At 44.8% G+C, this 25,191-nt stretch carries 22 protein-coding genes; 5 read left to right on the forward strand and 17 right to left on the reverse strand.

Annotated elements, in window-relative coordinates; genetic code table 11:
* The first annotated feature begins 194 nt into the window (after window positions 1–194).
* Entirely contained in the window at window positions 195–1,175 is a 981-nt protein-coding gene (locus ACR1R9_RS18385) for an aldo/keto reductase (RefSeq protein WP_076289930.1), read from the forward strand.
* Between the two features lie 226 nt (window positions 1,176–1,401).
* Here the strand turns inward: ACR1R9_RS18385 and ACR1R9_RS18390 are convergent, their stop codons facing one another.
* The 5 genes from ACR1R9_RS18390 to ACR1R9_RS18410 form a co-directional block, all read right to left on the reverse strand.
* The gene (locus ACR1R9_RS18390; RefSeq protein WP_064639488.1) at window positions 1,402–2,943 is read right to left on the reverse strand and encodes a 2-isopropylmalate synthase; all 1,542 of its coding nucleotides are present in this window, start codon (window positions 2,941–2,943) and stop codon (window positions 1,402–1,404) included.
* Window positions 2,944–3,065: 122 nt separating this feature from the next.
* Entirely contained in the window at window positions 3,066–4,058 is a 993-nt protein-coding gene (gene ilvC / locus ACR1R9_RS18395; RefSeq protein ID WP_024628318.1) for a ketol-acid reductoisomerase, read from the reverse strand.
* A 300-nt stretch (window positions 4,059–4,358) separates the two neighbouring features.
* Complete coding sequence (gene ilvN, locus ACR1R9_RS18400; protein WP_076289931.1) at window positions 4,359–4,841, reverse strand: acetolactate synthase small subunit; 483 nt, start codon at window positions 4,839–4,841, stop codon at window positions 4,359–4,361.
* Window positions 4,838–6,589, reverse strand: coding sequence for a biosynthetic-type acetolactate synthase large subunit (ilvB, locus tag ACR1R9_RS18405; protein ID WP_076289932.1), 1,752 nt, complete (start codon window positions 6,587–6,589; stop codon window positions 4,838–4,840). Before ilvB ends, ilvN begins: the two co-directional genes overlap by 4 nt.
* 78 nt (window positions 6,590–6,667) lie before the next feature.
* On the reverse strand, window positions 6,668–6,817 hold the full coding sequence (locus ACR1R9_RS18410) for a hypothetical protein (RefSeq protein ID WP_163759509.1): 150 nt from the start codon (window positions 6,815–6,817) through the stop codon (window positions 6,668–6,670).
* A gap of 373 nt (window positions 6,818–7,190) precedes the next feature.
* Here ACR1R9_RS18410 and ACR1R9_RS18415 point away from each other — a divergent pair, with 373 nt between their 5' ends.
* Entirely contained in the window at window positions 7,191–7,634 is a 444-nt protein-coding gene (locus tag ACR1R9_RS18415; protein WP_076290142.1) for a GNAT family N-acetyltransferase, read from the forward strand.
* 6 nt (window positions 7,635–7,640) lie between these two features.
* Here ACR1R9_RS18415 and ACR1R9_RS18420 read toward each other — a convergent pair whose 3' ends face one another.
* The 9 genes from ACR1R9_RS18420 to ACR1R9_RS18460 form a co-directional block, all read right to left on the reverse strand.
* Window positions 7,641–8,015, reverse strand: coding sequence for a hypothetical protein (locus ACR1R9_RS18420; RefSeq protein ID WP_175383937.1), 375 nt, complete (start codon window positions 8,013–8,015; stop codon window positions 7,641–7,643).
* Window positions 8,016–8,227: 212 nt separating this feature from the next.
* On the reverse strand, window positions 8,228–9,190 hold the full coding sequence (locus ACR1R9_RS18425) for an ABC transporter permease (RefSeq protein WP_076289934.1): 963 nt from the start codon (window positions 9,188–9,190) through the stop codon (window positions 8,228–8,230).
* Window positions 9,191–10,270, reverse strand: a complete 1,080-nt coding sequence (locus ACR1R9_RS18430) for an ABC transporter permease (RefSeq protein ID WP_310852449.1) — start codon at window positions 10,268–10,270, stop codon at window positions 9,191–9,193.
* Window positions 10,263–11,801: an ABC transporter ATP-binding protein gene (locus ACR1R9_RS18435; protein WP_064639494.1), complete on the reverse strand. Its 1,539-nt coding sequence runs from the start codon at window positions 11,799–11,801 to the stop codon at window positions 10,263–10,265. The genes ACR1R9_RS18430 and ACR1R9_RS18435 overlap by 8 nt, the downstream gene beginning before the upstream one ends.
* Window positions 11,802–12,142: 341 nt before the next feature.
* The gene (locus ACR1R9_RS18440) at window positions 12,143–13,183 is read right to left on the reverse strand and encodes a BMP family lipoprotein (RefSeq protein WP_076289936.1); all 1,041 of its coding nucleotides are present in this window, start codon (window positions 13,181–13,183) and stop codon (window positions 12,143–12,145) included.
* A 579-nt stretch (window positions 13,184–13,762) separates the two neighbouring features.
* A complete protein-coding gene (rplT, locus tag ACR1R9_RS18445) occupies window positions 13,763–14,122 on the reverse strand; it encodes a 50S ribosomal protein L20 (protein ID WP_017689664.1) in 360 nt (119 codons plus the stop codon).
* Window positions 14,123–14,210: 88 nt separating this feature from the next.
* Entirely contained in the window at window positions 14,211–14,414 is a 204-nt protein-coding gene (gene rpmI, locus ACR1R9_RS18450) for a 50S ribosomal protein L35 (protein WP_017689665.1), read from the reverse strand.
* 24 nt (window positions 14,415–14,438) lie between these two features.
* A complete protein-coding gene (infC, locus tag ACR1R9_RS18455; RefSeq protein WP_024628309.1) occupies window positions 14,439–14,933 on the reverse strand; it encodes a translation initiation factor IF-3 in 495 nt (164 codons plus the stop codon).
* Between the two features lie 312 nt (window positions 14,934–15,245).
* Entirely contained in the window at window positions 15,246–16,484 is a 1,239-nt protein-coding gene (locus tag ACR1R9_RS18460; RefSeq protein WP_099854876.1) for a glycosyltransferase family 2 protein, read from the reverse strand.
* 714 nt (window positions 16,485–17,198) lie between these two features.
* On the opposite strand from ACR1R9_RS18460, the gene ACR1R9_RS18465 reads away from it, so the two are divergent.
* Both ACR1R9_RS18465 and ACR1R9_RS18470 read left to right on the forward strand, forming a co-directional pair.
* The gene (locus ACR1R9_RS18465) at window positions 17,199–17,726 is read left to right on the forward strand and encodes a phosphatase PAP2 family protein (RefSeq protein WP_063564190.1); all 528 of its coding nucleotides are present in this window, start codon (window positions 17,199–17,201) and stop codon (window positions 17,724–17,726) included.
* 50 nt (window positions 17,727–17,776) lie between these two features.
* Window positions 17,777–18,925 (forward strand): MGDG synthase family glycosyltransferase, encoded by a 1,149-nt coding sequence (locus ACR1R9_RS18470; protein ID WP_076289938.1) that lies wholly within the window; start codon window positions 17,777–17,779, stop codon window positions 18,923–18,925.
* A gap of 83 nt (window positions 18,926–19,008) precedes the next feature.
* On the opposite strand, the gene ACR1R9_RS18475 is transcribed toward ACR1R9_RS18470, so the two are convergent.
* The 3 genes from ACR1R9_RS18475 to ACR1R9_RS18485 all read right to left on the reverse strand — a co-directional run bounded on the left by ACR1R9_RS18475 (window position 19,009) and on the right by ACR1R9_RS18485 (window position 22,504).
* Window positions 19,009–20,562, reverse strand: coding sequence for an ABC transporter substrate-binding protein (locus ACR1R9_RS18475; protein WP_433923055.1), 1,554 nt, complete (start codon window positions 20,560–20,562; stop codon window positions 19,009–19,011).
* 107 nt (window positions 20,563–20,669) lie between these two features.
* Window positions 20,670–21,509, reverse strand: a complete 840-nt coding sequence (locus tag ACR1R9_RS18480; RefSeq protein ID WP_375165307.1) for a carbohydrate ABC transporter permease — start codon at window positions 21,507–21,509, stop codon at window positions 20,670–20,672.
* 89 nt (window positions 21,510–21,598) lie between these two features.
* Window positions 21,599–22,504, reverse strand: coding sequence for an ABC transporter permease (locus ACR1R9_RS18485; protein WP_076289941.1), 906 nt, complete (start codon window positions 22,502–22,504; stop codon window positions 21,599–21,601).
* Window positions 22,505–22,903: 399 nt separating this feature from the next.
* Between ACR1R9_RS18485 and ACR1R9_RS18490 the strand changes: the two genes are divergently transcribed.
* Window positions 22,904–25,150: an AraC family transcriptional regulator gene (locus ACR1R9_RS18490; protein ID WP_433923054.1), complete on the forward strand. Its 2,247-nt coding sequence runs from the start codon at window positions 22,904–22,906 to the stop codon at window positions 25,148–25,150.
* The last annotated feature ends 41 nt before the right edge of the window (window positions 25,151–25,191 follow it).

The following is a 25,191-nucleotide window of genomic DNA, read 5'->3' on the forward strand; positions in this document are numbered from 1 at the left end:
CACTTCAATGATTAACGTGTCATTTTTAACTCTCTCTTTTGTATCATATTTGGAGGTCATTTGACCAAGATATACAATCTATGACTTTAATAGTTTTTACCTATAAGCGGTTTAAGATTGGTTGTTCTGTACCTCTGACTGAGTTAAAATAAAGCCTGAAGACAAATTCAGGTAACTCAGGAGGGATTGCAATCATGCAATACACGTACTTGGGAAAATCAGGTCTTAAAGTCAGCCGGATCTGTCTCGGCACGATGAACTTTGGTCCTGCGACAGACGAAAAAGAGGCATTCCGCATCATGGATGCGGCACTCGATGCCGGTGTGAACTTTTTTGATACCGCTAACATTTACGGCTGGGGCGAAAATTCAGGTCTCACCGAGGAGATCATTGGACGATGGTTTAAACAAGGCGGCGGCAGACGAGAAAAAGTCGTTCTTGCAACCAAAGTTTATGGCTCCATGCATGATGATACGGACGGTCCAAACAATGATGCAGGTCTCTCCGCATACAAAATCAGACGACATCTGGAGGGTTCCCTCCGCCGCCTGCAAACTGATCATGTTGAACTGTACCAGATGCACCACGTTGATCCCGCCATCTCATGGGACGAGCTTTGGGGCGCGTTTGAGAACGCTGTTCATCAAGGCAAAATTGGTTACGTAGGTTCAAGTAACTTTGCTGGCTGGCAGATTGCCGTTGCCCAAAGTGAAGCCAAAAATCGCCACTTCCTCGGTCTTGTATCCGAGCAGCATAAATACAGTCTTAACTGCCGTTTGCCTGAGCTCGAAGTGCTGCCCGCAGCGAAAGAACTGGGCCTTGGCGTTATTCCATGGAGTCCGCTTGACGGTGGGTTACTTGGACGCAATGCTCTCCAGAAGCTGGAAGGTACACGCAGTGGTGGCATTGCTGAACGGATTGAGTCCCATCAAACTCAGTTGGAACAATTCGCAGCACTTTGCCGCGAACTCGGCGAACCGCAGGATACCATAGCTTTGGCTTGGGTTGCCGCCAATCCGGCAGTTACCGCACCCATTATTGGGCCGCGTACACTAGAGCAGTTTGAAACTGCGCTCAAATGTTTGGATGTTACTTTGGATGAAGCTGTCCTCAAACGTTTGGATGAAATCTTCCCAGGTCCGGGAGGACATGCTCCGAACGCTTATGCTTGGTAAGAGCATATCGGCTTAACTGAGTACGTCATTTCGATAAAAATGCTCTAAATAATAATGCAATTATCCTATACGTAACAACAAAAAAGTCTGACCTTCAAATGTTGAGGGTCAGACTTTTTATGTACCTCACTGAACTACAATACTTAGGGCTGGGAACTCCATCTCAGCTTCTCCAGCCAGACGAATTCCAGTCCAATGAAGAGCTTTGCTTGCTGCAAATGATGTGTTACAGGTTCACATTAACGCGATTCGTATAAGTCTTGCGTTTTTCAATCAACTTGTTCAATCCATCGACATAAGCACGTGCACTGGCACCCAGAATATCGGTGCTTACACCACGTCCTTGTACAGATATTTGGTTTTGAGTAAGTACGACGTGTACCTCACCCAATGCATCCTTACCATGTGTAACCGATTTGATCGAGTAGTCGGATAACGTTACTTCTTCTCCGCTCACTTGGTCAATCGCATTATAGATAGCATCTACCGATCCATTTCCTTCTGCTTGTTGTTCCACCGTATCACCATCAAGTGTAGCAATACGAACTTTAGCCGTTGGAGTGGATTCATCACCATACGTTACAAAGATGGATTCCAGTTTAAACACCTCAGGTGCATCCTGCAATTTCTCTTCAATGACCGCCAGCAAATCCTCATCTGTCACTTCTTTTTTCTTATCAGCCAGATCTTTGAATTGGGCAAAAGCACGGTTCAAGGCTTCATCTTCCAGTTCATAACCGAGCTCAATCAAGCGCTCACGGAAGGCATGACGTCCCGAGTGTTTACCCAGTACGAGCTTACTTTCCTTCAGACCGATGGTCTCTGGCGTCATAATTTCGTACGTTGTTTTCTCCTTCAGCATGCCATCTTGGTGAATTCCGGATTCGTGTGCAAACGCATTCGCACCAACAATCGCTTTATTTCCAGGTACAACCATCCCCGTCAAACGACTCACCAGACGACTGGTCCGAGCAATTTCAGAAAGTTGCAACGAAGTTTTCGCCTGGAAAAATTCCTGACGTGTCTCCAGTGCCATAGCAATCTCTTCAATCGCGGTATTACCTGCACGTTCACCAATGCCGTTAATGGTACCCTCAATTTGATCGGCTCCATTCAGAATGGCTGCAAGCGTGTTGGCAGTTGCCATCCCCAGATCATTATGACAGTGTGCACTCAGCTGCACTTTATCAATGTTGTGTACGTTCTCCTTGAGATGTTTAAAAATATTACCGTATTCATATGGGCTCAGATAGCCCACCGTATCCGGGATGTTTACAACAGCTGCGCCTTCTTCCACAGCCATATTTACCATCTCAACGAGGAAATCATACTCGGTACGACCTGCGTCCTCCAACGAGAATTCAAGCTTCGAAAAAGTTTTCTTCGCATAACGAATTGCGGAACGAGCTGTATCGAGGACCTGGGCTCTGTCCATACGCAATTTGTGCTGACGATGAATGGGGGAAGTTGCCAAAAAGATATGGATACACGGGTCTTGAGCACCCTTCAACGCTTCTTTTACCGCATCAATATCCTGCTCTCTGGAGCGGGACAAGCCAATGACGGTAACGTTTTTGACCGCTTTGGCTACTGCATTAACTGCCGCCAAATCGCCTGGAGAGGCCGCGGGGAAACCGGCTTCCATCCGGTCAATACCAAGCCGCTCGAGCTGGTGCGCAATTTCCACCTTTTCACGAGTATTCAGATTGACCCCCGGGGATTGTTCTCCATCACGCAGCGTTGTGTCAAATACATAGATTTTACGCACGCCTCGCACCTCCTAGACTTGTATTTTATGTTCCTCTAAACCAGTAATAGCGGCACACGCATATGCACGGCCGCTATTCCCGGTTAAAGCTGTAAGTTTACTAGAATACTTAAAATGAATGCTTACTTCTTGATCCAGTGCATCATCTCACGCAATTGTCCGCCAACCACTTCGATTGGGTGTTCAGCTTCGTTGCGACGAGTTGCTGTCAGGAATGCACGGCCGGATTGGTTTTCCAGGATGAAGTCACGTGCAAATTTACCTTGTTGGATATCTGTCAGGACTTCTTTCATTGCTTTCTTCGTATCTTCAGTTACCACGCGAGGTCCAGTTACATAGTCACCGTACTCAGCTGTGTTACTGATGGAATCACGCATGCTTGCAAGTCCACCTTCATACATCAGGTCAACGATCAATTTCAATTCGTGCAGACACTCGAAATATGCCATTTCAGGAGCGTAACCCGCTTCTGTCAATGTTTCGAATCCAGCTTTTACCAGGGCGCTTACACCGCCACACAGAACAGCTTGCTCACCGAACAGGTCTGTTTCTGTTTCTTCACGGAAGGAAGTTTCGATAACCCCTGCACGCGTGCAACCGATACCTTTAGCATAAGCCAAACCGATATCTTTTGCTTTACCTGTTGCATCTTGCTCAATTGCGATCAGGCCCGGTACACCGAATCCTTCCACGTAGGTACGACGTACCATGTGGCCAGGGGACTTAGGAGCTACCAGCAATACATCGCTGTCTTTTGGAGCAACGATTTGACCGAAATGAACGTTGAAACCGTGGGAGAAGAGCAATGCAGCGCCCTTTTTCAGGTTTGGTTCGATTTCGTTTTTGTATACAGAAGCTTGTGTTTCGTCAGGCAGCAAAATTTGAACTACGTCTGCGCGGCTAGTAGCTTCAGCCGGGGACAGAACTTCAAATCCGTCATTTTTTGCAGTGTCAAAAGATTTACCTTCACGAAGTCCGATGACTACGTTCAATCCACTGTCACGCAGGTTTTGAGCTTGGGCATGGCCCTGGCTACCGTAACCGATGACCGCAATCGTTTTTCCTTTCAATACGCTAAGCTCTGCATCCTGTTCATAATAAGTAGTTACTGGCATGTTTATAAGTCCTCCTTTGTATTGTAAAGAACCCTTCATTAATGAGCGGGTGTCTCAAGGGACCGGCACGCTTTTCCTGCTTTAGCGTCTCTGGTCTGATCCGATCCGTTCAGACACCCGCCCGTTAATGCGGGTGTGTGGCTATATTGTCAAGCGTTACATCACTAAAATGTTAAATTGCAACTTGTACGGGACTGGCACCTCATCTAAGATGAACGGTATTTCTCAGCTTAATGCTGCTAACACACCTTTGTCGTTCCGTTGGATAAGCATCAGACCATGTTTTTTCAATATGACTGTTTAAACGTTGCCTCGTACCAATGCAGTTACGCCTGTACGTGACAGTTCGCGAATGCCGTATGGCTTAAGCAATTCAATCATCGCATCGATTTTATCTGTATCCCCGACCACCTGTACAATCAGGCTGCCTGGACCAACATCCACAACAGATGCGCGGAAAGTCTCCACCACACCCAGAATTTCTGGACGTTCTGATGGCTCTGCCTTTACCTTGATCAATGCAAGTTCACGGGCAACCATCGGCTTCAGACTGAAATCAACCACTTTGATGACATCGATGATTTTGTACAGTTGCTTTTCAATCTGTTCCAGCGTTTTGTCATCACCAATCGTCACAATGACCATCCGGGACAAACCCGGTTCCTCGGATTGACCTACCGTGATACTCTCAATGTTGAATCCCCGTCGACCGAACAACCCCGATACCCGCTGCAGGACGCCAGGCTGATCGTTGACCAATATCGAAATCGTATGTCTTATCATTCCTCAGCATCCCCCATCAGCATTTGATCGATTGTCGCTCCTTGCGGAACCATTGGATATACATTTTCTTCCTTGCGTACTACGAATTCAACAACGACCGGTCCTGGTGTATCCAGGGCTTCTTGCCAAGCACGCTCGGCTTCTTCCTTGTTGGTTGCACGCAATCCTTTTACGCCATAAGCTTCAGCAAGTTTTACAAAATCAGGGCTGCCTGCCAGATCGATATGACTGTAACGGTTCTCATAGATGATCTCTTGCCACTGACGTACCATTCCAAGGACCTGATTGTTGATAATAACAATTTTCACCGGGATATTGTTAATGGCACAAATTGCGAGTTCTTGAGAACACATCTGCATTCCACCGTCACCGTTGATGGAAATAACGAGTCTGTCCGGGTTGGCCATTTGAGCACCGATTGCAGAAGGGAATCCAAAACCCATCGTTCCCAGTCCACCAGAGGTTACCCATGAACGTGGTTGGTTGAATTTGTAATACTGAGCAGCCCACATTTGATGCTGTCCAACGTCCGTAGTCACGATTGCTTCGCCTTTGGTTGTATCATTCAGCATTTCTACAACCCACTGCGGTTTTAATACTTCATCTGAATCTGTATAGCTGTAAGGTTTCTCTTGTTTCCATTGTTTGATCTGATCTCTCCAAGCATCCGCACGTTCAGCACGTTGAACCTCTTTGTTCGCTATTTCGAGAACCGTTTTCACATCACCAACGATTGGAATATCGGTTGCGATGTTTTTGCCAATTTCAGCCGGATCAATATCAATGTGTACAATTTTGGCATGTGGAGCGAATCCGTCCAGCTTGCCTGTTACCCTGTCATCAAAGCGTGCTCCGATGTTAATCAGCAAATCCGATTTTTGTATCGCCTGATTGGAAGTGTATGTTCCGTGCATACCCGGCATACCGGTCCACAATTCGTGCCCACTTGGGAATGCTCCAAGTCCGAGAAGTGTTGTCGTGATTGGAATGCCTGTCTTCTCCACAAATTCGAACAGCGCTTCGTGTCCACCGGAGTAAACTACACCGCCGCCTGCCAGAATCATCGGACGTTCTGCTTCCTGAATCGCCTGAGCCAGACGATCAACCTGAAGTTTGTTCGGTACTGTCCGTGGGTTGTACCCTCTCAATATAACAGGTTCAGTCACGGGTTCAAACAACGTTTTGTTTGCCGATACATCCTTCGGAATGTCGATCAATACGGGACCTTTACGACCAGTATTCGCAATATGGAACGCCTCATGAATGACACGTGGCAGATCTTCTACATCTTTTACCAGGTAACTGTGTTTGGTGATTGGCATTGTGATTCCGGTAATGTCCGCTTCCTGGAAAGCATCTGAGCCGATAAGGCTGGAAATTACATTCCCCGTAATGACTACGAGTGGTACGGAATCCATATACGCTGTTGCAATACCCGTAACTAGATTCGTTGCTCCAGGTCCGGAGGTAGCGATACAGACACCCACTTTTCCGCTCGCCCGTGCATATCCGTCAGCTGCATGAATGGCGCCTTGTTCGTGACGAGTTAACACGTGCTTGAAATCCTCGAAACCATACATCGCATCGTAAATGTACAACACTGCGCCGCCCGGGTAACCAAAAACACACTCTACACCTTCCAGCAACAAGCTTCTCAGCAGAATTTCGGAACCGCTAATGACCTCCGGCTTCATCCATTTTTCACGTAATTCATCTGTCGATCGTACTTCTGGAATTTGAGCTCCCATCAGTCATCCTCCTCTCGGAATTTACATCATTCTGACATTTAAAGTTACAAAAAAAACCTTCCATCCCTGCAAACAAGTTTATGCTTGCGAGGGACGAAAGGTTGTTGCTTCCGTGGTACCACCCAACTTTGTCCGAAATTTCGCAATAACGGACCTTACCAGGTACAAAAAACGATAGATCAAACGGATATACCCGTTCTCCATACCTGTTGTCTGTAACGCAGACATACGATTTTCCCTAATAACCCAATGGAGTGACATCCAATGCTTTTCAGGAAAACAGCTCCGAGGTGAGCTCGTATATAAGGGGTAATGGTGGTGGTTTCAGCAATTCCAGCCACTCTCTGAGCAAAAGAGCCCTTAAAACTTCGTCCTCTTCATAGCCGATGAAATATTCTCGTTAAATGTTAGGAACATTATATGATTCCTCCAACCGATAAGTCAATACCCCTTTTGTATAAAAATTCAGAACGTCCTTAATCCTTCACTCTCCATCTTTAACGTTACCCCAATCCCAACGCTTCATTCAGTCACCTTTCAACTTGCCTCAGGCATAGGATATACGAGCAGCACGACTGGTCCTGAAAGGAGGCTTCCGATGGTGATTCGGCAACGTAAATCCAAGCTGGATGATGTCGCCATAATGAGGCTGATTGACTCTCAACTTGTTCCTCTATCTCATATGAGTGAAAGTGAAATCAATAAAATACGCAAAGAAATACCCCTGCGAATGAACAGGGGCATGACCTTTGTTGTCTCATCGAATCCTGACAACGAAGCCGTCGCATTCATCCATTTTCTCATGCACGGTGAACTGCTGTATGTGGATATGATGGCTGTTGCCACAAAAGAACAGCGAAAGAAATACGGTCAGACCTTGCTGCTCAAAGCGGAAAATTTTGCGGCATCTCGTGGTTGCAAAAGATCCAAAGTGATGGTGGACGAAGGCAATACCAAAGGTCTTCGATTTTACCAGAAAAATGGATATAGCACCATTCGATACATTATGTTAAGCCGCTGTTACGAGTTAGAAAAAACATTATAAATCTGTTTAGAAAAAGCCCGGTGGCCGTGGTCCATAGGGTCCATATCCTGGGCCTGGGCCATATCCACCACCAAATCCCGGTCCATACCCCGGTCCTGGTTTTGGCCCTGGGCCATATCCCGGACCACCACCTGGACCAAAACCGAATCCAGGGCCAGGGCCGTAAGCATAAGGAAGCGTAGCGATGGCGAGTAAATCAAATAATACCAATGGCAAAATAGCTTTAGTGTGTACTTTTTTGCCAACGTGACGTTTCAGCACCAATTTATTACCCGATACTTTCAACAGTCTTCCGGTTACCCGAGTACCGTCTTTTTTGATCGCGACAATATTTTTGCCTATTAATTTCATCGCTGCATCACGCGTAACATGTTGTTTCATACTTTCCCCTCCTCCTCGGATCGTTCAAAACAGTGTATTCGTCCAGAGCCGGCTTCGCCTGTTTCTTTGTCCCTAAATGAAAATATGGGTGCCTTTCTCTATAACAGTTTAAAAACTAGTAATCTGATATTTTTCTTTGTGAAACAAAAAAAGGTTCGCACGAGGCGAACCTTTTCAAGTAAAGCATTATGTGGGAAATCATTATTCTGTCGTTACCTTTTCCCGGGATCATACGGTTCCCCGAGTGCGGACGGAGCAGAAGAGCGTCCAACAGCCGCAACGAGCACGATGATGGTGAGCAGGTAAGGCAGCATATAAATAATTTCCTGGGGAATACTTTGAGACCATTCGAACAACTGTACATAGTTCCGGATAGCTTGCGAGAAACCAAAGAACACAGCCGCCCCAAAGGCACCAATCGGATTCCACTTACCAAAGATCATTGCTGCAATCGCAATGTAACCTTGGCCGGAAACGGTATTATGAGAGAATGTGCCTGTCGTAGTCAGCGTGATTGCAGCTCCACCAATAGCAGCCAGCGCACCACTGATCATTACCGCAACGTAACGATAACGACGCACTTTAACACCTACGGTATCCGCAGCACTTGGATGTTCACCAACCGAGCGAAGACGAAGACCGAATGGGGTTTTGTACATAATGTAATACGTCAGAAAGACGAACAAAACAGCCAGATATGTTGTCGGATACACATTCTTGAAGAAAGCTTCCCCAAGCAAAGGAATATCTTTTAACAGTGGCACATCAAACTTGCTGAATCCTTGTACCAATGGTGAATCGCCTGATCCTTCAAACAGCAACTTTACCAGATAGAGTGTGCTTCCTGCTGCTAGAAAGTTAATAACGATACCACTAATAATTTGGTCAGCCTTAAACGTAATGGAAGCAACCGCATGGATCAGTGAAACCACTACACCCAGCACAACCGCGAACAAAATCCCCATCCAGGCAGACGTCGTTCCACCCATGCCAGCTTCTTGTGCATAATGCGCAGCAATCCCTGCAGCAAACGCACCAAACACCATGAAACCTTCAAGTCCAAGGTTGGTCACACCGGATTTTTCCGAGAATATCCCGCCCAGGGATGCAAAAATCAATGCCGTGGCAAAGACAAGCGTCGTATTGATAATTTGCCCAATTGTCAACAAGTCCATCTACAACACCTTCTCTTTCTTGCGCTTGGAATAGAACGGTTTAAGTACCCAGCGCACGATGCCTTGTGCCGCAATGAAGAAGATAATCGAACCGATAACAATCCGAATAATCTCGGGCGGTACATCCGCAGCAAAGCTCATTCCCGCAGATCCATAAGTGAGCGTACCGAATAACAATGCACCCAGCAACACACCAAACGGATGATTCAAACCAATCAGTGCAACCGCGATGCCGTCAAAACCTGTTCCTGGCGAGCCAGACATAACGGTCTGGTATTGGAACACACCAAGAACCTGGAATGCACCGCCAAGACCTGCAAGCATACCACTGATAAACATAGCTTTAACGATATTGCGATTGACATGCATACCCGCATACTCTGCCGCATTCGGGTTATATCCTACAGCACGAATCTCGTACCCTTGTTTGGTTTTCCACATGTAGATATAAAAGAGTACAGCCATGACAAGAGCAATCAATGTTCCCATGTGAACACGGGAGTTGCCCATCAGCTCAGAAAGCCATGTCAGACTAATCGATGCGGTATCACTGATATCCACCGAACGATTTTCACCTTTTAACAGCAGGAATTGGCGCACGATCAGGTTGGCCAGATACAGACCAATCCAGTTCAGCATGATACTACTGATAACTTCGTTTACCCCACGCGCTGCTTTCAGGTAACCAGCAATAGCTGCCCACAGTCCACCAAATACTGCACCAGCAATCAATGCCAGTGGAGCATGAATGTAGATTGGCAGACCTGCAAACTTCACACCTACAAAAGTCGCCGCAGTCATACCAACGAGAAATTGTCCTTCTCCCCCGATATTAAACAGTCCTGCACGTGACGCAAATGCAAATGCAAGTCCTGTCATAATCAGCGGTGTCATTTCCCGGACTGCTTCACCAAAGTTGTACATGTCTCCGAAAACCTTCGTAAACAATGCACTGTACGCCTCAATCGGATTGTATCCGCCGATCAGCATGACAATACCACCGAGGATCAGACCCATTACGATGGCTACAATAGGTAATATAAATGAATCACGGGTAAACCATTTTAATACGTTATTCATGCACAGTACCTCTCTTTTGGGTGCTGCCCGCCATCATCAAGCCGAGCTCCCTGTCATTGGTTTCTTCCGGCAGCACCTCGCCAACAATCTGTCCTTCGTAGATGACAGCAATTCGGTCGGATACGTTGATAATTTCATCCAGCTCGAATGAGATCAGCAATACCGCTTTGCCCTGATCACGTTGTGCAATCAATTGTTTTTGAACAAACTCAATAGCACCTACGTCCAGACCACGAGTTGGCTGAGCAGCAATAAGCAGTTCAGGGTTCTTATCAACCTCACGTGCGATTATGGCTTTCTGTTGGTTCCCTCCCGATAAAGAGCGGGCCTTCGTTTCAATGCTTGGTGTACGCACATCAAATGCCTCGACAAGACGCTTCGCTTGCTTCTTGATCGCATCGAAATTAAGGAATCCTTTACGTGTATAAGGAGCTTTATAATATGATTCCAGAACAATATTTTCACTCACCGAAAAATCTAGTACAAGTCCATGTTTGTGCCGGTCTTCCGGAATATGAGCTACACCTGACTCCGAAATATGGCGCGGAGAATGATTAGACAGTTCTTTACCCTCGAGGCGAATCGAGCCGCTATCTACTTTACGCAGTCCGGTAAGAGCCTCAATCAGTTCGCTCTGTCCATTACCATCAACACCTGCGATTCCTACAATCTCTCCTGCACGTACATTCAGGTTGAGTTCATTCAGTACCGAGATACCTTCTTTATTCTTGGCGGTCAATTTGCTAACTTCAAGCACATTGTTTCCTGGAGTAGCTGGCTTTTTGTCCACTTTAAAAGTGACATTGCGGCCAACCATTTTTTCTGCCAACTCATTCGGATTCGTTTCTGATGTTATAACTGAATCAATCACTTTACCACGACGAATAATCGTCACCGTATCGGAGATTTCCATGATTTCTTTCAGTTTGTGTGTAATCAGAATAATGGACTTGCCTTCGGCCACCAATTTTTTCATGATTACCATCAGTTCTTTGATTTCCTGAGGTGTTAATACAGCAGTAGGCTCGTCAAAAATAAGAATGTCTGCACCACGATACAACGTTTTTACAATTTCAACACGTTGCTGCATTCCGACGGAAATGTCATGAATTTTGGCATGCGGATTCACTTTGAGTCCATACTGTTCAGACAGACGCTGCACTTCAGCAGCAGCTTTTTTATAATTAATGTTGAGACCTTTCCTTGGTTCAGATCCCAAAATAATGTTCTCTGTTACCGTGAACGGCTGTACAAGCTTAAAGTGCTGATGCACCATGCCGATGCCAAGATCGATTGCTTTGTTAGGGCTGTCGATGATGACAGGCTTGCCATTCACTTCAATGGAACCTTCATCCGGCTGATAGAGACCAAAGACAATATTCATCAACGTTGATTTACCAGCGCCGTTTTCGCCCAGTAGAGCATGGATCTCGCCTTTACGAAGCTGAAGGCTGATGGCGTCGTTGGCAACAATGCCTGGGAAACGCTTCGTGATTTGTTTCAACTCAACGACGGGGGTTGCTGCACCCATGTAATCACCCTTATACCTGATATAGTGTGGTTCCGCAAACGTAAGAAAAACGTCTAACGACGTTTATCCAAGGAAGATGACCGCATTTTAGCGGTACTTTTTCTTAGGATCATCGAATCCTTCAGTTTCACCGAAACTTCTGCATTCCATAATCTTAAGAAAAGCTCCTACCGGAGCGTTGATACGAAGTCTTCTTGCTTTTGCCTTGGGCTAATCCCCAATCACATAATACATAGCTTGTACAATTGTTATGATGATCTGAGCAAATTTTCCTACTTTGACAATCATAAGGCCGGTCAAGACCGGCCTCGATGATTATTCATTTTTACAGCAGAATCAGATTACTCTGTAGGAACTTTGATTTCGCCGTTGATGATTTTTTCTTTGTACTCGTCCACTTTGGCAAGTACATCAGCAGAAACATTTTTCGTAGAAGTATCAGCGACACCTACACCGTTTTCTTTCAAAGTCAGGTTCTCAGCTCCGCCTTTGAATGTACCATCGATGATTTCTTGGTTTACGCGCTTAACAGCTTCGTCAACTTTTTTGATCATGGAAGTCAGTGTTACTTCATCACCAAACTCCAGGGATTGGTCTTTATCTACACCGATAACCCAAACGTCTTGACCTTGTTTCTTACGAGCGATTGCTTCGTTGAACACACCATTACCAGTAGCACCGGAAGCGTGGAAAATGATATCTACGCCTTTGTTGTAAAGTGTAGCTGCTGCTGCTTTACCAAGGTCAGGTTTATCAAATGCACCTGTGTAGTTCGGAATGAATTCAGCATTAGGATTAACAGCTTTAACGCCTTCTCTGAAACCTACTTCAAACTTTTTGATCAGTGGGCTTTCCATACCGCCAACAAAACCAATTTTGTTCGATTTAGTTGTCAGACCAGCTACAACACCTACCAAGTAAGAACCTTCTTCTTCAGCAAATGTTACCGATTTAACGTTAGGAGCATCAACAACACTGTCGATGATCGCGAGTTTGGATTCAGGATTTTGTTCAGCTACAGTCTTGATCGCATCAGCCAATTGGAAACCGATACCCCAAGTCAGATCATATCCACCTTTAACGAACTCGTTCAGGTTTGGAATGTACTCTTCATCGGATTTACTTTGCAGGTATTTAACAGCTACACCTGTTTCAGTTTCAGTTGCTTGCAGAGCTTCCCAAGCGGATTGGTTAAACGATTTGTCGTTAACTCCACCTACGTCAGTAACCATACCGATTTTCAAATCGGATTTAGCTTCAGTGTTTTCGCCACCTGTAGTTCCTCCGGCATTTGTTTCCTCTTTCGGTTTGCTACCGCAACCTGCGAGCATAACCGATACTGCCAGCAACATGACCAAAGACAAGCTGAGCATCTTCTTCATTTCTCTTGTTCCCCCTTAATGATATATACCTAATTCCTGTCCAGGCCAAAATGGAACGGATCAACAGATCGATAATATGGCTTTTATGCAGAATGTATGGTTTCTTCGACATTAAAAGCGCATTCTTACCCCTTAAAGATTGTGTCACCTGTCGAAAAACCGAACATTATGACTTGAAGAGAAAATTTTAGGACTAGCCTACTAGAGGTGATTATACATTCAACCCGTGGTAAAATCCAGATGTTTCATCACCAAATCTCACTTATTTTTGCTCTTTTTTTATTGAAAGCGCTTAATAATTTAACGATTTAACACACTAACGTTACAACGATGTGATGTTATATAACAAATACATATCACTCTTCCTAGAAAGATGTGGAATTCACCTGTTTTCGTTTGTATTATTTCACCGTTCGTATTTTATGTATTATCATAGCCTGTTATTCACCCGTTATATGCTTTCATTGTTCCCTTACAGGCTGCAGCATATTCGTTTCACACGACCCTGCTCTTTGGAGTAAATCAATCTTCAAGCCGTAAAAAAAGCCGCCATAGGTACGGCGGCTTGCATAAACAATTTTAAGCGTTGATTTTGCCTTTAGCTACAGTAGCCAAAGAGTTGAACGCATTGATGTCGTTAACGGCCAGATCAGCCAACATTTTGCGGTTCATGTCTACTCCAGCAAGTTTCAATCCATGGATCAGTTTGTTGTAAGACAAACCATTCATACGTGCTGCAGCATTGATACGAACGATCCACAGTCTGCGGAAGTTACGTTTTGTGTTGCGACGGTCACGGTATGCGTATACCAGGGATTTCATTACTTGCTCGTTAGCTGTTTTAAAAATACGGTGTTTGGAACCGAAATAACCTCTTGCCAGTTTCAAAACCTTTTTATGACGACGACGTACTACAAAACCGCCTTTTACTCTTGCCATATTAAAGAACCTCCCAAATAAATATAAATGTATCCGTGGTATGTGTACGGCCGTAGCCGATCCCCCATACGGAATGTACTAATTAGAATTAGCCTTTCAAGTTAGCCAAACCTTGTTTCAAACGTCTTACGTCCCCGGCAGCCATAACTGGGTTGCCGTTCAGAACGCGCTTAGCACGTTTTGATTTGTGGGAAAGCAAGTGGTTTTTGTGAGCTTTGTAACGCAGGACTTTACCGGAACCGGTAATTTTGAAGCGTCCTTTCAAACTGCTGTGTGTTTTCATTTTAGGCATTTTGTGTTTCCTCCTCCAATGTTATCAGGCTTTAGGAGCCAGAATCATGATCATACTGCGGCCTTCCAATTTTGGTTGACGTTCGATGGTGCAAAGTTCTGCAACCTCCACCTTAACGCGTTCCAAAATCCGTTGACCAATGGCGGCATGCGCAATTTCACGTCCGCGGTAACGAACGGAACATTTTACCTTGTCGCCTTCTTTCAAGAACTTAACTACATTACGAAGCTTCGTTTGATAATCATGCTCCTCAATATTGGAACGGAACCATACTTCTTTAATGTCAACAATTTTCTGGTTCTTACGGGCTTCTTTGTCTTTCTTTTGTTGCTCATAGCGGAATTTGCCATAGTCCATGATGCGGCATACCGGCGGTTTAGCCTGTGGTGCCACATTGACCAGGTCCAAGTTCAGGTCAATCGCCATTTGCAGTGCTTCCCGAATCGGCGTGATCCCAATTTGTTCTCCTTCAGCTCCGACAAGGCGTACTTCCTTCGCCCGAATCTCATCATTAATCATGTGATCTTTACTAATAACCGTCCACCTCCAGGTCATTTTGAATATCCTGTTACACAAAAATAAAAGGGATGCCGGTTAAGCTACCGACATCCCTGTAATCAACACAATTCTTCATGAGTAAACACTTCATAAATTATTGGGATCGTTGACCAGCCAACATATTTGTTGATCAGGTGAGAAGTCGGACTTCTACTTGTGATTCCATAGCTATTCATTTAACGCACTTGAATACTATAACATCCTGTAAAACTATTGTCAACGTCTCTACAATATTTTTTTTACAGACATGCTTTCATCCAAGGCGACCTGTCATTATCCCTGCTTACTCTGTACCTCATCCAAACGTACAACACGTGTATGTTGGGTATGGCTCCATTGTTTGTTGTTCTGCGTAAAGAACGCGTAGAACGTAATTGGGTACCATGAAAGAAGGTAAATCGGGAACAAGATCAGGTACAGATACACTTTGGCAAAAGTAACCTTTTCCAACGCCATGGACAACAAGAATGTCAGGACATTCAGACCAATCGCTACGAATCCTACCCAAAGCGGGAAATATCCGTATATGTTTGCGATATGTGGACCACTGAATATCGCTGTATCCACCCACAGGACAGCTGTCATCAGGAACGTAAGCAAAACAACGTACACGTTTGCTCCATACACAGCAAGGTCAAATTTCACCAAGCTTCTTTCCTTGATACTTTGCCACAGCAGCGGGAAAAAATATCTACGCGCAACTGTAAAGTGACCTTGCATCCAGCGAAGACGTTGTCTTGCTGAAGCTTTAAAGGTTAACGGCTTCTCATCAAATACTTTGGCATCATAGTTAAAGACAGGATATACATTACGCTGAACACTGCGCATCGTAAACTCCAAATCCTCAACCAGACTTGTAGCGCCCCAACCAATTTCCTTCAGCAGGTTAGTCTCGAAGCACATTCCAGTACCTCCGAGGAAATTCGCCATATTCAAATTATGACGGGACAACTGCCACAGACGGTTGATGTACCAGTAAGATACGCCATAAGCTGCAGTGATCCATGAATCCTCTGGATTTTTCGTATCGATGTATCCTTGAATTACACGCGAACCATTGCACAAGTCGTCATTCATCTCGAGCAAGAAGTTACGGTCAACCAAGTTATCCGCGTCAAACATGACAACTGCGTCATACTGGCGTGGCAATTTCCACAGGTATTTAAGCATCCATTCAATGGCATACCCTTTACCTCTGAGATCAGCATTCGTACGTACACAAGCATTCAATCCATGCTGTCTTACAATTTGAGCCGTTCCATCCGTACAGTTGTCACAAATGACAAACACATCGTACAGATCTTCTGGGTAATCCAGTTGTTTCAAGTTCTCCATCAAAGCACCAATAACTTGTTCCTCATTGTGTGCTGCGACGAGTACAGCGAAAGATTTTGTCGCCGGATAATGCTTCTTTTTCTTTTTCTTAATCAGACCGAACAGCGAAAACGTGAATTGGTACACGGCTAGCAGTGCCAGAATGACCTGCATCGTGACGAATATAGCGTCCAACATCGTTCTCTGTTACCCCCTTTTTTTCAAAACCAGATTACTTTAAAACGTTTCTCTTCCTGGATTCTGCACTTTTTATTTTTTTTGTGATGCACAGAATATGACCCTGTTCTTTTGTTTACTACGCAAATATTTCAGACAATGTTTCAAGCATGGTTGATGCCAGTTGGCTGCTTTATCGATTTTGTATTCTTTTCAGCCATTTGTCAAAACCGCAATTCCACTTCCTGAAGCAGAAATGTGAACTTTAAACGCTGAATAGGCACCTCGTGATACTCCAACCTCGCATTCATGCCTGTTATATCTTATTTTCAGCCGTTTACTTGATTTTTATTTCTAAAGTCCCTGCTTTTTTCATCAGGCTGATACATATCGACAGAGGCTCTATATCAAATAACGTAAACAGACCTCAAAAAGTTCAGTCTTAAACTCACATTTTTTTAACCGCATTTCAGCCATGTTGAATCATTGTATCTTTTTTAGATCGTCCGAGTCAAAAAGTTAAGTTGGGTGTATATCCACTCTTTAACATGAATTTTACCTTATTCACATGTGTTCTTCTTGAAAAGGACAACATTTAAAAATATGATAAACATATACCTGAAATAACCTCAAGTTCACGAAAAAACGGTTATATACTAATCAGGACGAAACCGGACACAGCAATTTACCGGAAATACTGCCGCCAACATGGGGCCTGACTGGCAGGAGGCCAATATGAGCCGTTTATTCGTAAAGTTTCAAGAGTATGATCGAAATGTATTTATGTGGATTAATGGTCGACTTCATAATCGATTTATGAACTTTTGGCTGTATTATTTCACCCATCTGGGCGGAGCAACTTCTTCTATTGCAGTATCCTTACTAATTTGGCTGCTTGCTCCTGCTCCTTGGAGCACAACAGGACTTCAGGCATGTATCGCTCTAGCGGTTAGCCACATTCCCGTAGCAATCGCCAAAAAACTGTATCCGCGCATTCGGCCTTACCTGGCTCTACCGGATACGATTACGTTCCGCAACCCCCTGACGGACCATTCGTTCCCTTCAGGGCATACTACTGCCGTATTCTCAGTTACGGTCCCTTTTATGACGATGGAGCCGTTCCTGTTGCTGTTGTTACTCCCTGTTGCATTAATTGTCGGATTTTCACGAATTTACCTGGGATTACACTATCCCTCAGATGTGCTCGCAGGTGCTACGATCGGTACTTTAGTCGCACTTGCAACAGTTGCTTTATGGACATAATGTGAATATGTTAGACTAAGGAAAACCTAGCAGGAACAGGTGAAGCAAGCGTGGAGAAAAAAAGAGTATTACTATTATCTGAAGGCTTTGGCGCTGGTCATACTCAAGCCGCTTATGCGCTGTCCAGCAGTTTGCGAAAACTTTCGCCGAATGTGCAAACCAAAGTACTTGAGTTGGGAAGTTTTCTGAACCCCAGAGTTGCGCCACTCATCATTACAGCGTACAAAAAAACGGTCATTAACCAGCCCAAGCTCATCGGGTATGTATACAAGCACCAATATAAAAAATCCTTGAATCGGCTGACTACACTCGCGTTGCATAAACTGTTTTATACCCATACACGCAGCATTGTCCGTCAGCTTCGTCCGAATGTTATTGTATGCACCCACCCTATTCCCAGTGCCGTCATATCCAGACTGAAACGTCTGGGTGTGCAGGTTCCACTTTGTACAGTCATCACCGATTATGACGCACACGGGACATGGATTAGCCCAGAAGTGGATCTGTATCTTGTTTCTACAGATGAGGTAAAGTCCAAATTAATGCTGCGGGGTGTATCTTTAGACAAAATTCGGGTTACCGGCATTCCGATCCACCCCAACTTCTGGGAACATCCCGGGCGGGATGAGATCCGAGGCAAATTTAATCTGAAGAACATGCCTACTGTACTTGTGATGGGCGGTGGTTGGGGAATGCTTAGTGATGAAGTGGTTAACCAATTATTGACACGCTGGCATGAGGATGTTCAGATTATTTTCTGTCTTGGCCGCAATGACAAAAGCCGTATCAATATGGAACAGAATCCGTTGTATCAAAAAGATAATATTCATATCATCGGTTACACCAATGAAGTGGACAAATTAATGGAAGTATCTGATCTCCTGATCACCAAGCCGGGCGGAATGACATGCAGTGAAGGGTTGGCAAAAGGAATCCCCATGCTTTTCCATAATCCGATACCGGGTCAGGAAGAAGAAAATGTTCAGTATTTCACCGCACGAGGTTTGGGAGAGCCCATTACTTCCCTCGACGTTGTTGTAAAATGGATGAATAAACTGCTTCATAACTACCCTGACATTGTCCGCAAACGTAAACGCCACATGGCGCAGATTGCCAAGTATCACCCCATGCAGAGCGCACAAAGTATTATCGACCTTTTGGACCTGCGTCCCTACTCTGCAGACCAAGCCGGACTGTAACGGCTTCAAACAAGCTTGCATATACACAGTAAAGGTGCCTTCGAATCGAAGGCACCTTTTTTTAATATGAAGAAAAGTACAAACTATTGAATCCCAGCGGACTTCAAGTATTCCTGCCACTGTTTGGTATACTCAGTCTGAATTTTCTCAAGGCCTGCTTGTTTGGCTTTTTCCATGAATGTATTCAAACCTGCTTCTACATCCTCTACCAATCCCACATTCAACGGATAGAGATACTGCTTTTCTACCTGCTCCAGTGCAGCTTTCTCAGCTTGGAATGGCGTCCAATCTTCAGCAAATCCAGTAAAGATATCCGGCTTTTTCATTTTGTCCAGCTCTTTGAAAATAGCCAGCACATCATCAAAACTCTTATCATAGAGCATGAATTCCGGATTACGCCAAGCCCAGCCATTCATGCCTTCGCGCGGGAAGCCATTGGTCTGGGCATCGCCCACCATTTTATAATAACCGTCTTGAACTTCAAAGTTCTTGCCTTCCACACCATATTCGGTAAGCCAGTTGTAACGTTTGTCGGTAACCAGTTTCTCATAGAATGCGAGTGCTTTCTCCGGGTTTTTGCTGCTGCGCGGAATTGCAAAACCATTGTGGATCGGGTGAACTGGTTGTGCAAATCCTTTGGCATTCGGGTAAGGGAAATAACCGAGCTTCCAATCCGGGTGGGTGGACTGGACCTTGATCACATCCGCATTAAATTTGTTCGGGTTCTCACCCGACAGTACAACGGCAGATTTTCCATTTTGCAGCAATGAGTTGGATGTATCCTTCACATTCAGCACGTTTTTCGGGAAAAAGCCTTTGTCCATCCAACGTTTGTACGTTTTCAGGTCTTCCAGATGCTGTGCAGATCCCCAATAGGAAGTGATATTGGATGGTGTATCATACATGATATCCAGGCCATAAGGGAGCTGACCTGCCGTATTCACCAGCTTGGACGTCAATTGTCGAATACCATGGGTATGGTTCGCATTGCTATCCGCAATTGGAATCATACTCGGTTCATTAGCTTTGATTCCATCCAGATAGGCTTCGAGTGTCTCCAGAGATTCCGGTTTGGGCAGATTGTACTTCTCACGCAAATCCTCTCGGTACGCAATACCCTCAGTAACATATTCAGTCCATGTCGATGGTACAGTATAGATCTTGTCATTGACTTTTACCGCTTTCCACATGTCATCAGGTACATAAGCTTTGAGCGTTGGTGCTGCCTTAGGCAGTAGTTCATCCAGAGGCAGGAATGCTCCTTTTTTCGCATAGGACTGATAAAATGTCCAATCTGCGGTAAAGATCAGATCAATCGGTTGACCGGAGGACAGCAGCAGTTTATATTTTTGGTCCCAGTCTGTCCAAGAGGTATAGTTAAATTTCACATTGACGTTCAGATCGGCCTCAGCCAGCTTATTGATTTCCGACTCAATCACAGGCAGATCCTTAGGTGCATCACCAAGCATGTAGAATTGCAGTGTTACCTTCTCCCCTTTGTTTTCAGAAGAACCTCCCTGCTCACTTCCTTGCACAGATCCCCCCGAACCGCTATTACATGCAGCAAGCACCCCGGCAAACAACATCAGGGCAAGTACCATAGACAGGTGCCGAATTGTTTTGTTACGCATACGCATCCTCCCTTTTTGTGGTCAACCTTATATGTTAGCGCAGACTCGCCATAGTTCAGACGCAGACGGACAGACAGCTATCCCGCAATCTGCACCCACAACGCGTGCACGTTCTAACCTTTTACCGCACCAATGGTAAGACCCTTGACAAAGTAACGCTGCACAAATGGATACAGGAACAAGATCGGGCCAGTAACCACAATAGCCATCGCCATTTTGGTCGATTCGGTAGGTACATCCTGGCTAAGTGTTATGCCGGTTCCAATCGCCATCTGGTCAATGAAGGTAATCGTGTTCATGGTGTTATATAAATAGAATTGCAGCTGGTACATATCCGGGTTGTTAATGAACAAGGATGATGTGAACCAGTCATTCCAGTATCCCAGTGCCAGAAATAACCCTACAGTGGCAATGCCGGGCATCGCCAGTTTCAGCACTACGCTAAAATAAATGCGGAAGTCATTCGCTCCATCAATTTTGGCTGACTCAATCAGCTCATCCGGTACGGCTGAACGAATGAAGTTTTTCATCAGAATAATGAGAAATGGCGTCATCAGTCCGGGAAAAATCAACACGGTATACGTGTCCGTAAGATTGAAATAGTTTGCCAGCATGATGTACCAAGGAACCAATCCCCCACCAAAGAGAGTTGTAAAGTATATGAAAAATGAGAAGGCGTTCCGGTACCTGAAATCTTTGCGTTGCAGTACAAATCCCGCCATCGTAATGAGAAATAGTCCAAGAGCCGTACCCACAACGGTTGTAAATACCGTCACGCCATAAGCTTTAAGCACCTGGGTCGGAAATTTGAACACCATCTTATAACCTTCCAGGGAGAAATCGGTGGGAAAGAGGTGATACCCATCTCTTACAATGGATTCGTTGCTGCTGAATGAGCCGGATAAAATTAAAAGAAATGGAATGATACAGATTAAGGAAAGAATCAGGATCATGCTGTAAGCGATGATTTGAAACAACAAGGTGAATTCCGTATCTCGGGCACGAGTATGCATATTAGCTCTCCCTTCTGCCTATAGGCGTTTTAGAACAAGGCGTAGTCCTCATTCACTTTACGGATGATATAGTTGACGGTCATGATCAGGATAAAACCGAACAGCGATTGATACAAACCAGCCGCGGTAGCCATTCCGATATCAAACGTCACTTTCAGGGAACGATACACATACGTATCGATGATATCTGTAGCGTTATATAAGACACCGTTGTTTCCAATGAGTTGGTAAAAGAGATCAAACTGTCCCTTCATAATGCTTCCGAGCGAGAATAACAACAGGATGACAAAGGTCGGTTTTAGCATTGGTACGGTGATATACCAAATACGCTGAAAGATATTGGCCCCATCAATCCGGGCTGCCTCGTAATACTCATCGCTAATCCCTGTAATAGCTGCAAGGTAGATGACCATGCTGTATCCGAGATTTTTCCACAGATAAAAAATGATGATAAGGAACACCCATATCCAAGGTGTATTGTAAATATCGATTGGGCCTGCCTCAAAACGTTTGAGTACCGTGTTCACAAAACCGGATTCATAGTTGAACATGTTGTAAGCGATTACACTTAATAGTACAAACGAGATGAAGTACGGTAAAAACATGACCGACTGCGTAATTTTCTTAAACACTTTTCCCCGAATTTCACTGAGCAAAATCGCACAGAAGATCGCTAGCCCGTTTCCTAATATAATGAAGGCCAGATTGTACCCCACCGTGTTGGTTGTCAGCTTGAGCAGCATTCCGGATTGCCACAGGAACTTGAAGTTCTCCAGTCCAACAAATGGACTGCCGAACAAACCACCTTCAAAATCATAACGAGTAAACGCATAATAGATGCCGACCATCGGAAAATACGAGTTAATCAGAAAAAAGATCAATGTAGGCAGCAGCATCAGGAACATGATTTTGTTTTTGTTCAATTCTTTGAGCATGGCTCGATCCCTCCCGAATTTCTTACGGCGCGGCGCGCAGTGGAGCTCTGTTTTTATTGTAGTTGCCCTAAGTGCTACCGGATACTGAATCATTCGGCCGGATCATGAACGATTCTGCGAAACAGAATATGAACAATATGAACGAACACTGAAATGATGCCTGAGCGTTCACAAAAGTTGATATCGTGCATAGGTTGAACCTAGTGAACAATAAAGCGAAAGTTGAACTTTAGCTAAGGAAATCGGACATAGCAGCCGTTCTTCGTTGATGTAAACGCATACATAATATATAATTCAAGATACATCCGTGATTCACCACGCCCATATATGAAGTCTTATCCTTCGCTATGAAGTCTAACTTTGTTCATCCAAAACAGGAGGTCCACGGGAGGAAAGGTCATGCGCAAACGTTCAGAGGACAGCCAGAAGGTGTTTGCACGGATTCTCATCGGCATTATTGTTAGCACCGTTGCCACCTTGCTTGTGGCTTCTACCATTTTGTACGTCAACTATAATCGTATTGCCCTTCGTCAGGTCTACCGAACTGATATGAATGGTCTTACCCAGACCAGTCGGGAAGTCTCCAAGATGACCGAGACCGCCAAATCACTGTCTTACCAGATTTATCAGGATTACACCATCTCTGCCCTCCTGCTCTATTCGAATCCGAGTATCTATGAAATTACATCAGCGATGGAACAACTCGACAACTATCGCATGTCCCTCCCTTTTATCGAATCCATCTATGTTTATAACTCCAAAAATGATGAGTTCTTTATCAGTTCAAATGAAGTTCGCAATGGACAACAGTCCATCTCGGAAATTGACGATCAGGGGATTACAAGCATCCTCGACAGGTTCCATGACTACAAACCATTTGTCCCCATTCCGCGTACATACCAGGTTGGCTCCACAGAGGAAACTCAGGTCAGCAGTTATACGTACCTCTGTTATGACACGATCAATGACAATGCCACATTGTATTATGCGGTCGTCGTAAATATCAAGGACGACTGGCTAAGTCCCAATATGAACTCAGCCGATCAGCCTGGGAAAACGTTTATTATCAATGAACAGGGACAGTTATTGTCCGATTTCAGCAATCGTGCGTTGATGAAAGATTTGTCCAATGAAACGTTTATGCAGCCAATTCTGGAAAACAAGGAGCAGTCCGCCTACTTTACCGCAGAGGTTGATGGAAAAAAGTCACTTATTACCTACACCGCTCCTGATAACCTAGGGTGGCGCTATGTACGAATCACGCCATATGACCTGATCACCTCAGATATTCGTAATATGCGGACACACACTGTTCTGTTTTGTCTCGGGCTATTAATTGCCGGTGTGTTCTTGTCCTACCTCGTGTCCCGAAAGCTATATCATCCTATTGATAAAGTACTTGTCCGTATGCGTGTGATGGAAGCAGAGCGTCGTGGCAGTCTGCATCTATTACGACAGGACTTTCTACGCGGGGCTTTGCAAGGACGTGAAACCGTAACAGGAGCTATGCTGGAGGACCGAATGAAGTTTTATGGCTCTTCTGTTGATGTTCATTGTCTAACCAGACTCGTACTGCTTCGTATTGATCATTTTACCGATTTCAATGATACCTACCGGGATGAAGTCCAACTTATAAAATACGCGATGATGAACATTTGCACGGAAACGGCTGACCTTTACTACCACACCGAAGCTGTGGATATGGGCGGCGATCTGATCACACTTATCTTTAATGATAAAGTTCAGGATGAAGCTGATTATGAAAATAACCCTATTGAGGACCTGCTGCGCATGATGCAGGCTGCCGTGATGACACATCTAAGATGTTCCATTTCATTTACCATTGGACCTGTGGAAGATTCACTGGAAAACAGTATTGCTTCTTATACCCGATCAGCAGAAGCATCTCTTCATCGTTTGTTCATGGGTCCTGGATGCCTGATTTATACCTCGGACATCATGGCGTACCATGCCAAAGAATATGCTTTCCCTGTTGGAAAAGAGAGACAGCTGATTGATTGCCTGATGACAGGCAAAACAGGCGAAGCCAAACAGGTCTATGCAGAGATCGTGAGCGAAACGGCAACATATCCATTTACCGTATTTCAACTGGCTCTGTCCCATCTGACCATGACCCTGAATCATGTAAGAAACACACTCAAAAAGAACAACCAGCTTACACTTGAATCCATCTCCGATCGTTCAATGCTGCCGATCCATGATGCCGAGGATCTCAGTGAAGTTCACGCACACTTCTATCGCATGTTCGACGAGCTTGGATCCAAAGTTGAGGAAAAAAGAACGCTTAGACATGAAGAACTCATTCGCAAAATTAACTGCATTATTGAGAGAGATTACGCAGACACCAATCTTTGTCTGACCTCGATTGCAGATGAACTAGCCATGTCACCCATCTATGTCAGCAGACTCTATAAACAACTAACGTTAAAAGGTCTAACCGATGTTATTAACGAGACTCGCATAGCCAAAGCGCAATTCCTGCTCATTAAGACGGAAAACTCTGTAGCTGATATTGCCGAGCAAACCGGATTCACCAACAGTTCTTATTTCTATCGGATGTTTAAGAAATTCAACGGGGTTACTCCCAACGATTATCGACGTAAGGAGCTTCATTCGGAGCTTTAGCAGAAGTAAAATGGACATCCACAAGTTACGGCATGAGGTTT

This window comes from Paenibacillus taichungensis, from assembly GCF_050994985.1.
In the GTDB taxonomy this organism is placed as follows: domain Bacteria; phylum Bacillota; class Bacilli; order Paenibacillales; family Paenibacillaceae; genus Paenibacillus; species Paenibacillus taichungensis.

Coding starts and splice junctions, on each gene's coding strand:
- ACR1R9_RS18425 (WP_076289934.1), bottom strand. CDS start 9,190: ATGGACTTGTTGACAATTGGGCAAATTATCAATACGACGCTTGTCTTT.
- ACR1R9_RS18475 (WP_433923055.1), bottom strand. CDS start 20,562: ATGCGTATGCGTAACAAAACAATTCGGCACCTGTCTATGGTACTTGCC.
- ACR1R9_RS18420 (WP_175383937.1), bottom strand. CDS start 8,015: ATGAAACAACATGTTACGCGTGATGCAGCGATGAAATTAATAGGCAAA.
- ACR1R9_RS18410 (WP_163759509.1), bottom strand. CDS start 6,817: ATGTCTGCGTTACAGACAACAGGTATGGAGAACGGGTATATCCGTTTG.
- ilvB (WP_076289932.1), bottom strand. CDS start 6,589: ATGGGAGCTCAAATTCCAGAAGTACGATCGACAGATGAATTACGTGAA.
- rplT (WP_017689664.1), bottom strand. CDS start 14,122: ATGGCAAGAGTAAAAGGCGGTTTTGTAGTACGTCGTCGTCATAAAAAG.
- ACR1R9_RS18465 (WP_063564190.1), top strand. CDS start 17,199: ATGAGCCGTTTATTCGTAAAGTTTCAAGAGTATGATCGAAATGTATTT.
- ACR1R9_RS18440 (WP_076289936.1), bottom strand. CDS start 13,183: ATGAAGAAGATGCTCAGCTTGTCTTTGGTCATGTTGCTGGCAGTATCG.
- ACR1R9_RS18435 (WP_064639494.1), bottom strand. CDS start 11,801: ATGGGTGCAGCAACCCCCGTCGTTGAGTTGAAACAAATCACGAAGCGT.
- ACR1R9_RS18460 (WP_099854876.1), bottom strand. CDS start 16,484: ATGTTGGACGCTATATTCGTCACGATGCAGGTCATTCTGGCACTGCTA.
- rpmI (WP_017689665.1), bottom strand. CDS start 14,414: ATGCCTAAAATGAAAACACACAGCAGTTTGAAAGGACGCTTCAAAATT.
- ACR1R9_RS18385 (WP_076289930.1), top strand. CDS start 195: ATGCAATACACGTACTTGGGAAAATCAGGTCTTAAAGTCAGCCGGATC.
- ilvN (WP_076289931.1), bottom strand. CDS start 4,841: ATGATAAGACATACGATTTCGATATTGGTCAACGATCAGCCTGGCGTC.
- infC (WP_024628309.1), bottom strand. CDS start 14,933: ATGATTAATGATGAGATTCGGGCGAAGGAAGTACGCCTTGTCGGAGCT.
- ACR1R9_RS18490 (WP_433923054.1), top strand. CDS start 22,904: ATGCGCAAACGTTCAGAGGACAGCCAGAAGGTGTTTGCACGGATTCTC.
- ACR1R9_RS18480 (WP_375165307.1), bottom strand. CDS start 21,509: ATGATCCTGATTCTTTCCTTAATCTGTATCATTCCATTTCTTTTAATT.
- ilvC (WP_024628318.1), bottom strand. CDS start 4,058: ATGCCAGTAACTACTTATTATGAACAGGATGCAGAGCTTAGCGTATTG.
- ACR1R9_RS18430 (WP_310852449.1), bottom strand. CDS start 10,270: ATGAATAACGTATTAAAATGGTTTACCCGTGATTCATTTATATTACCT.
- ACR1R9_RS18485 (WP_076289941.1), bottom strand. CDS start 22,504: ATGCTCAAAGAATTGAACAAAAACAAAATCATGTTCCTGATGCTGCTG.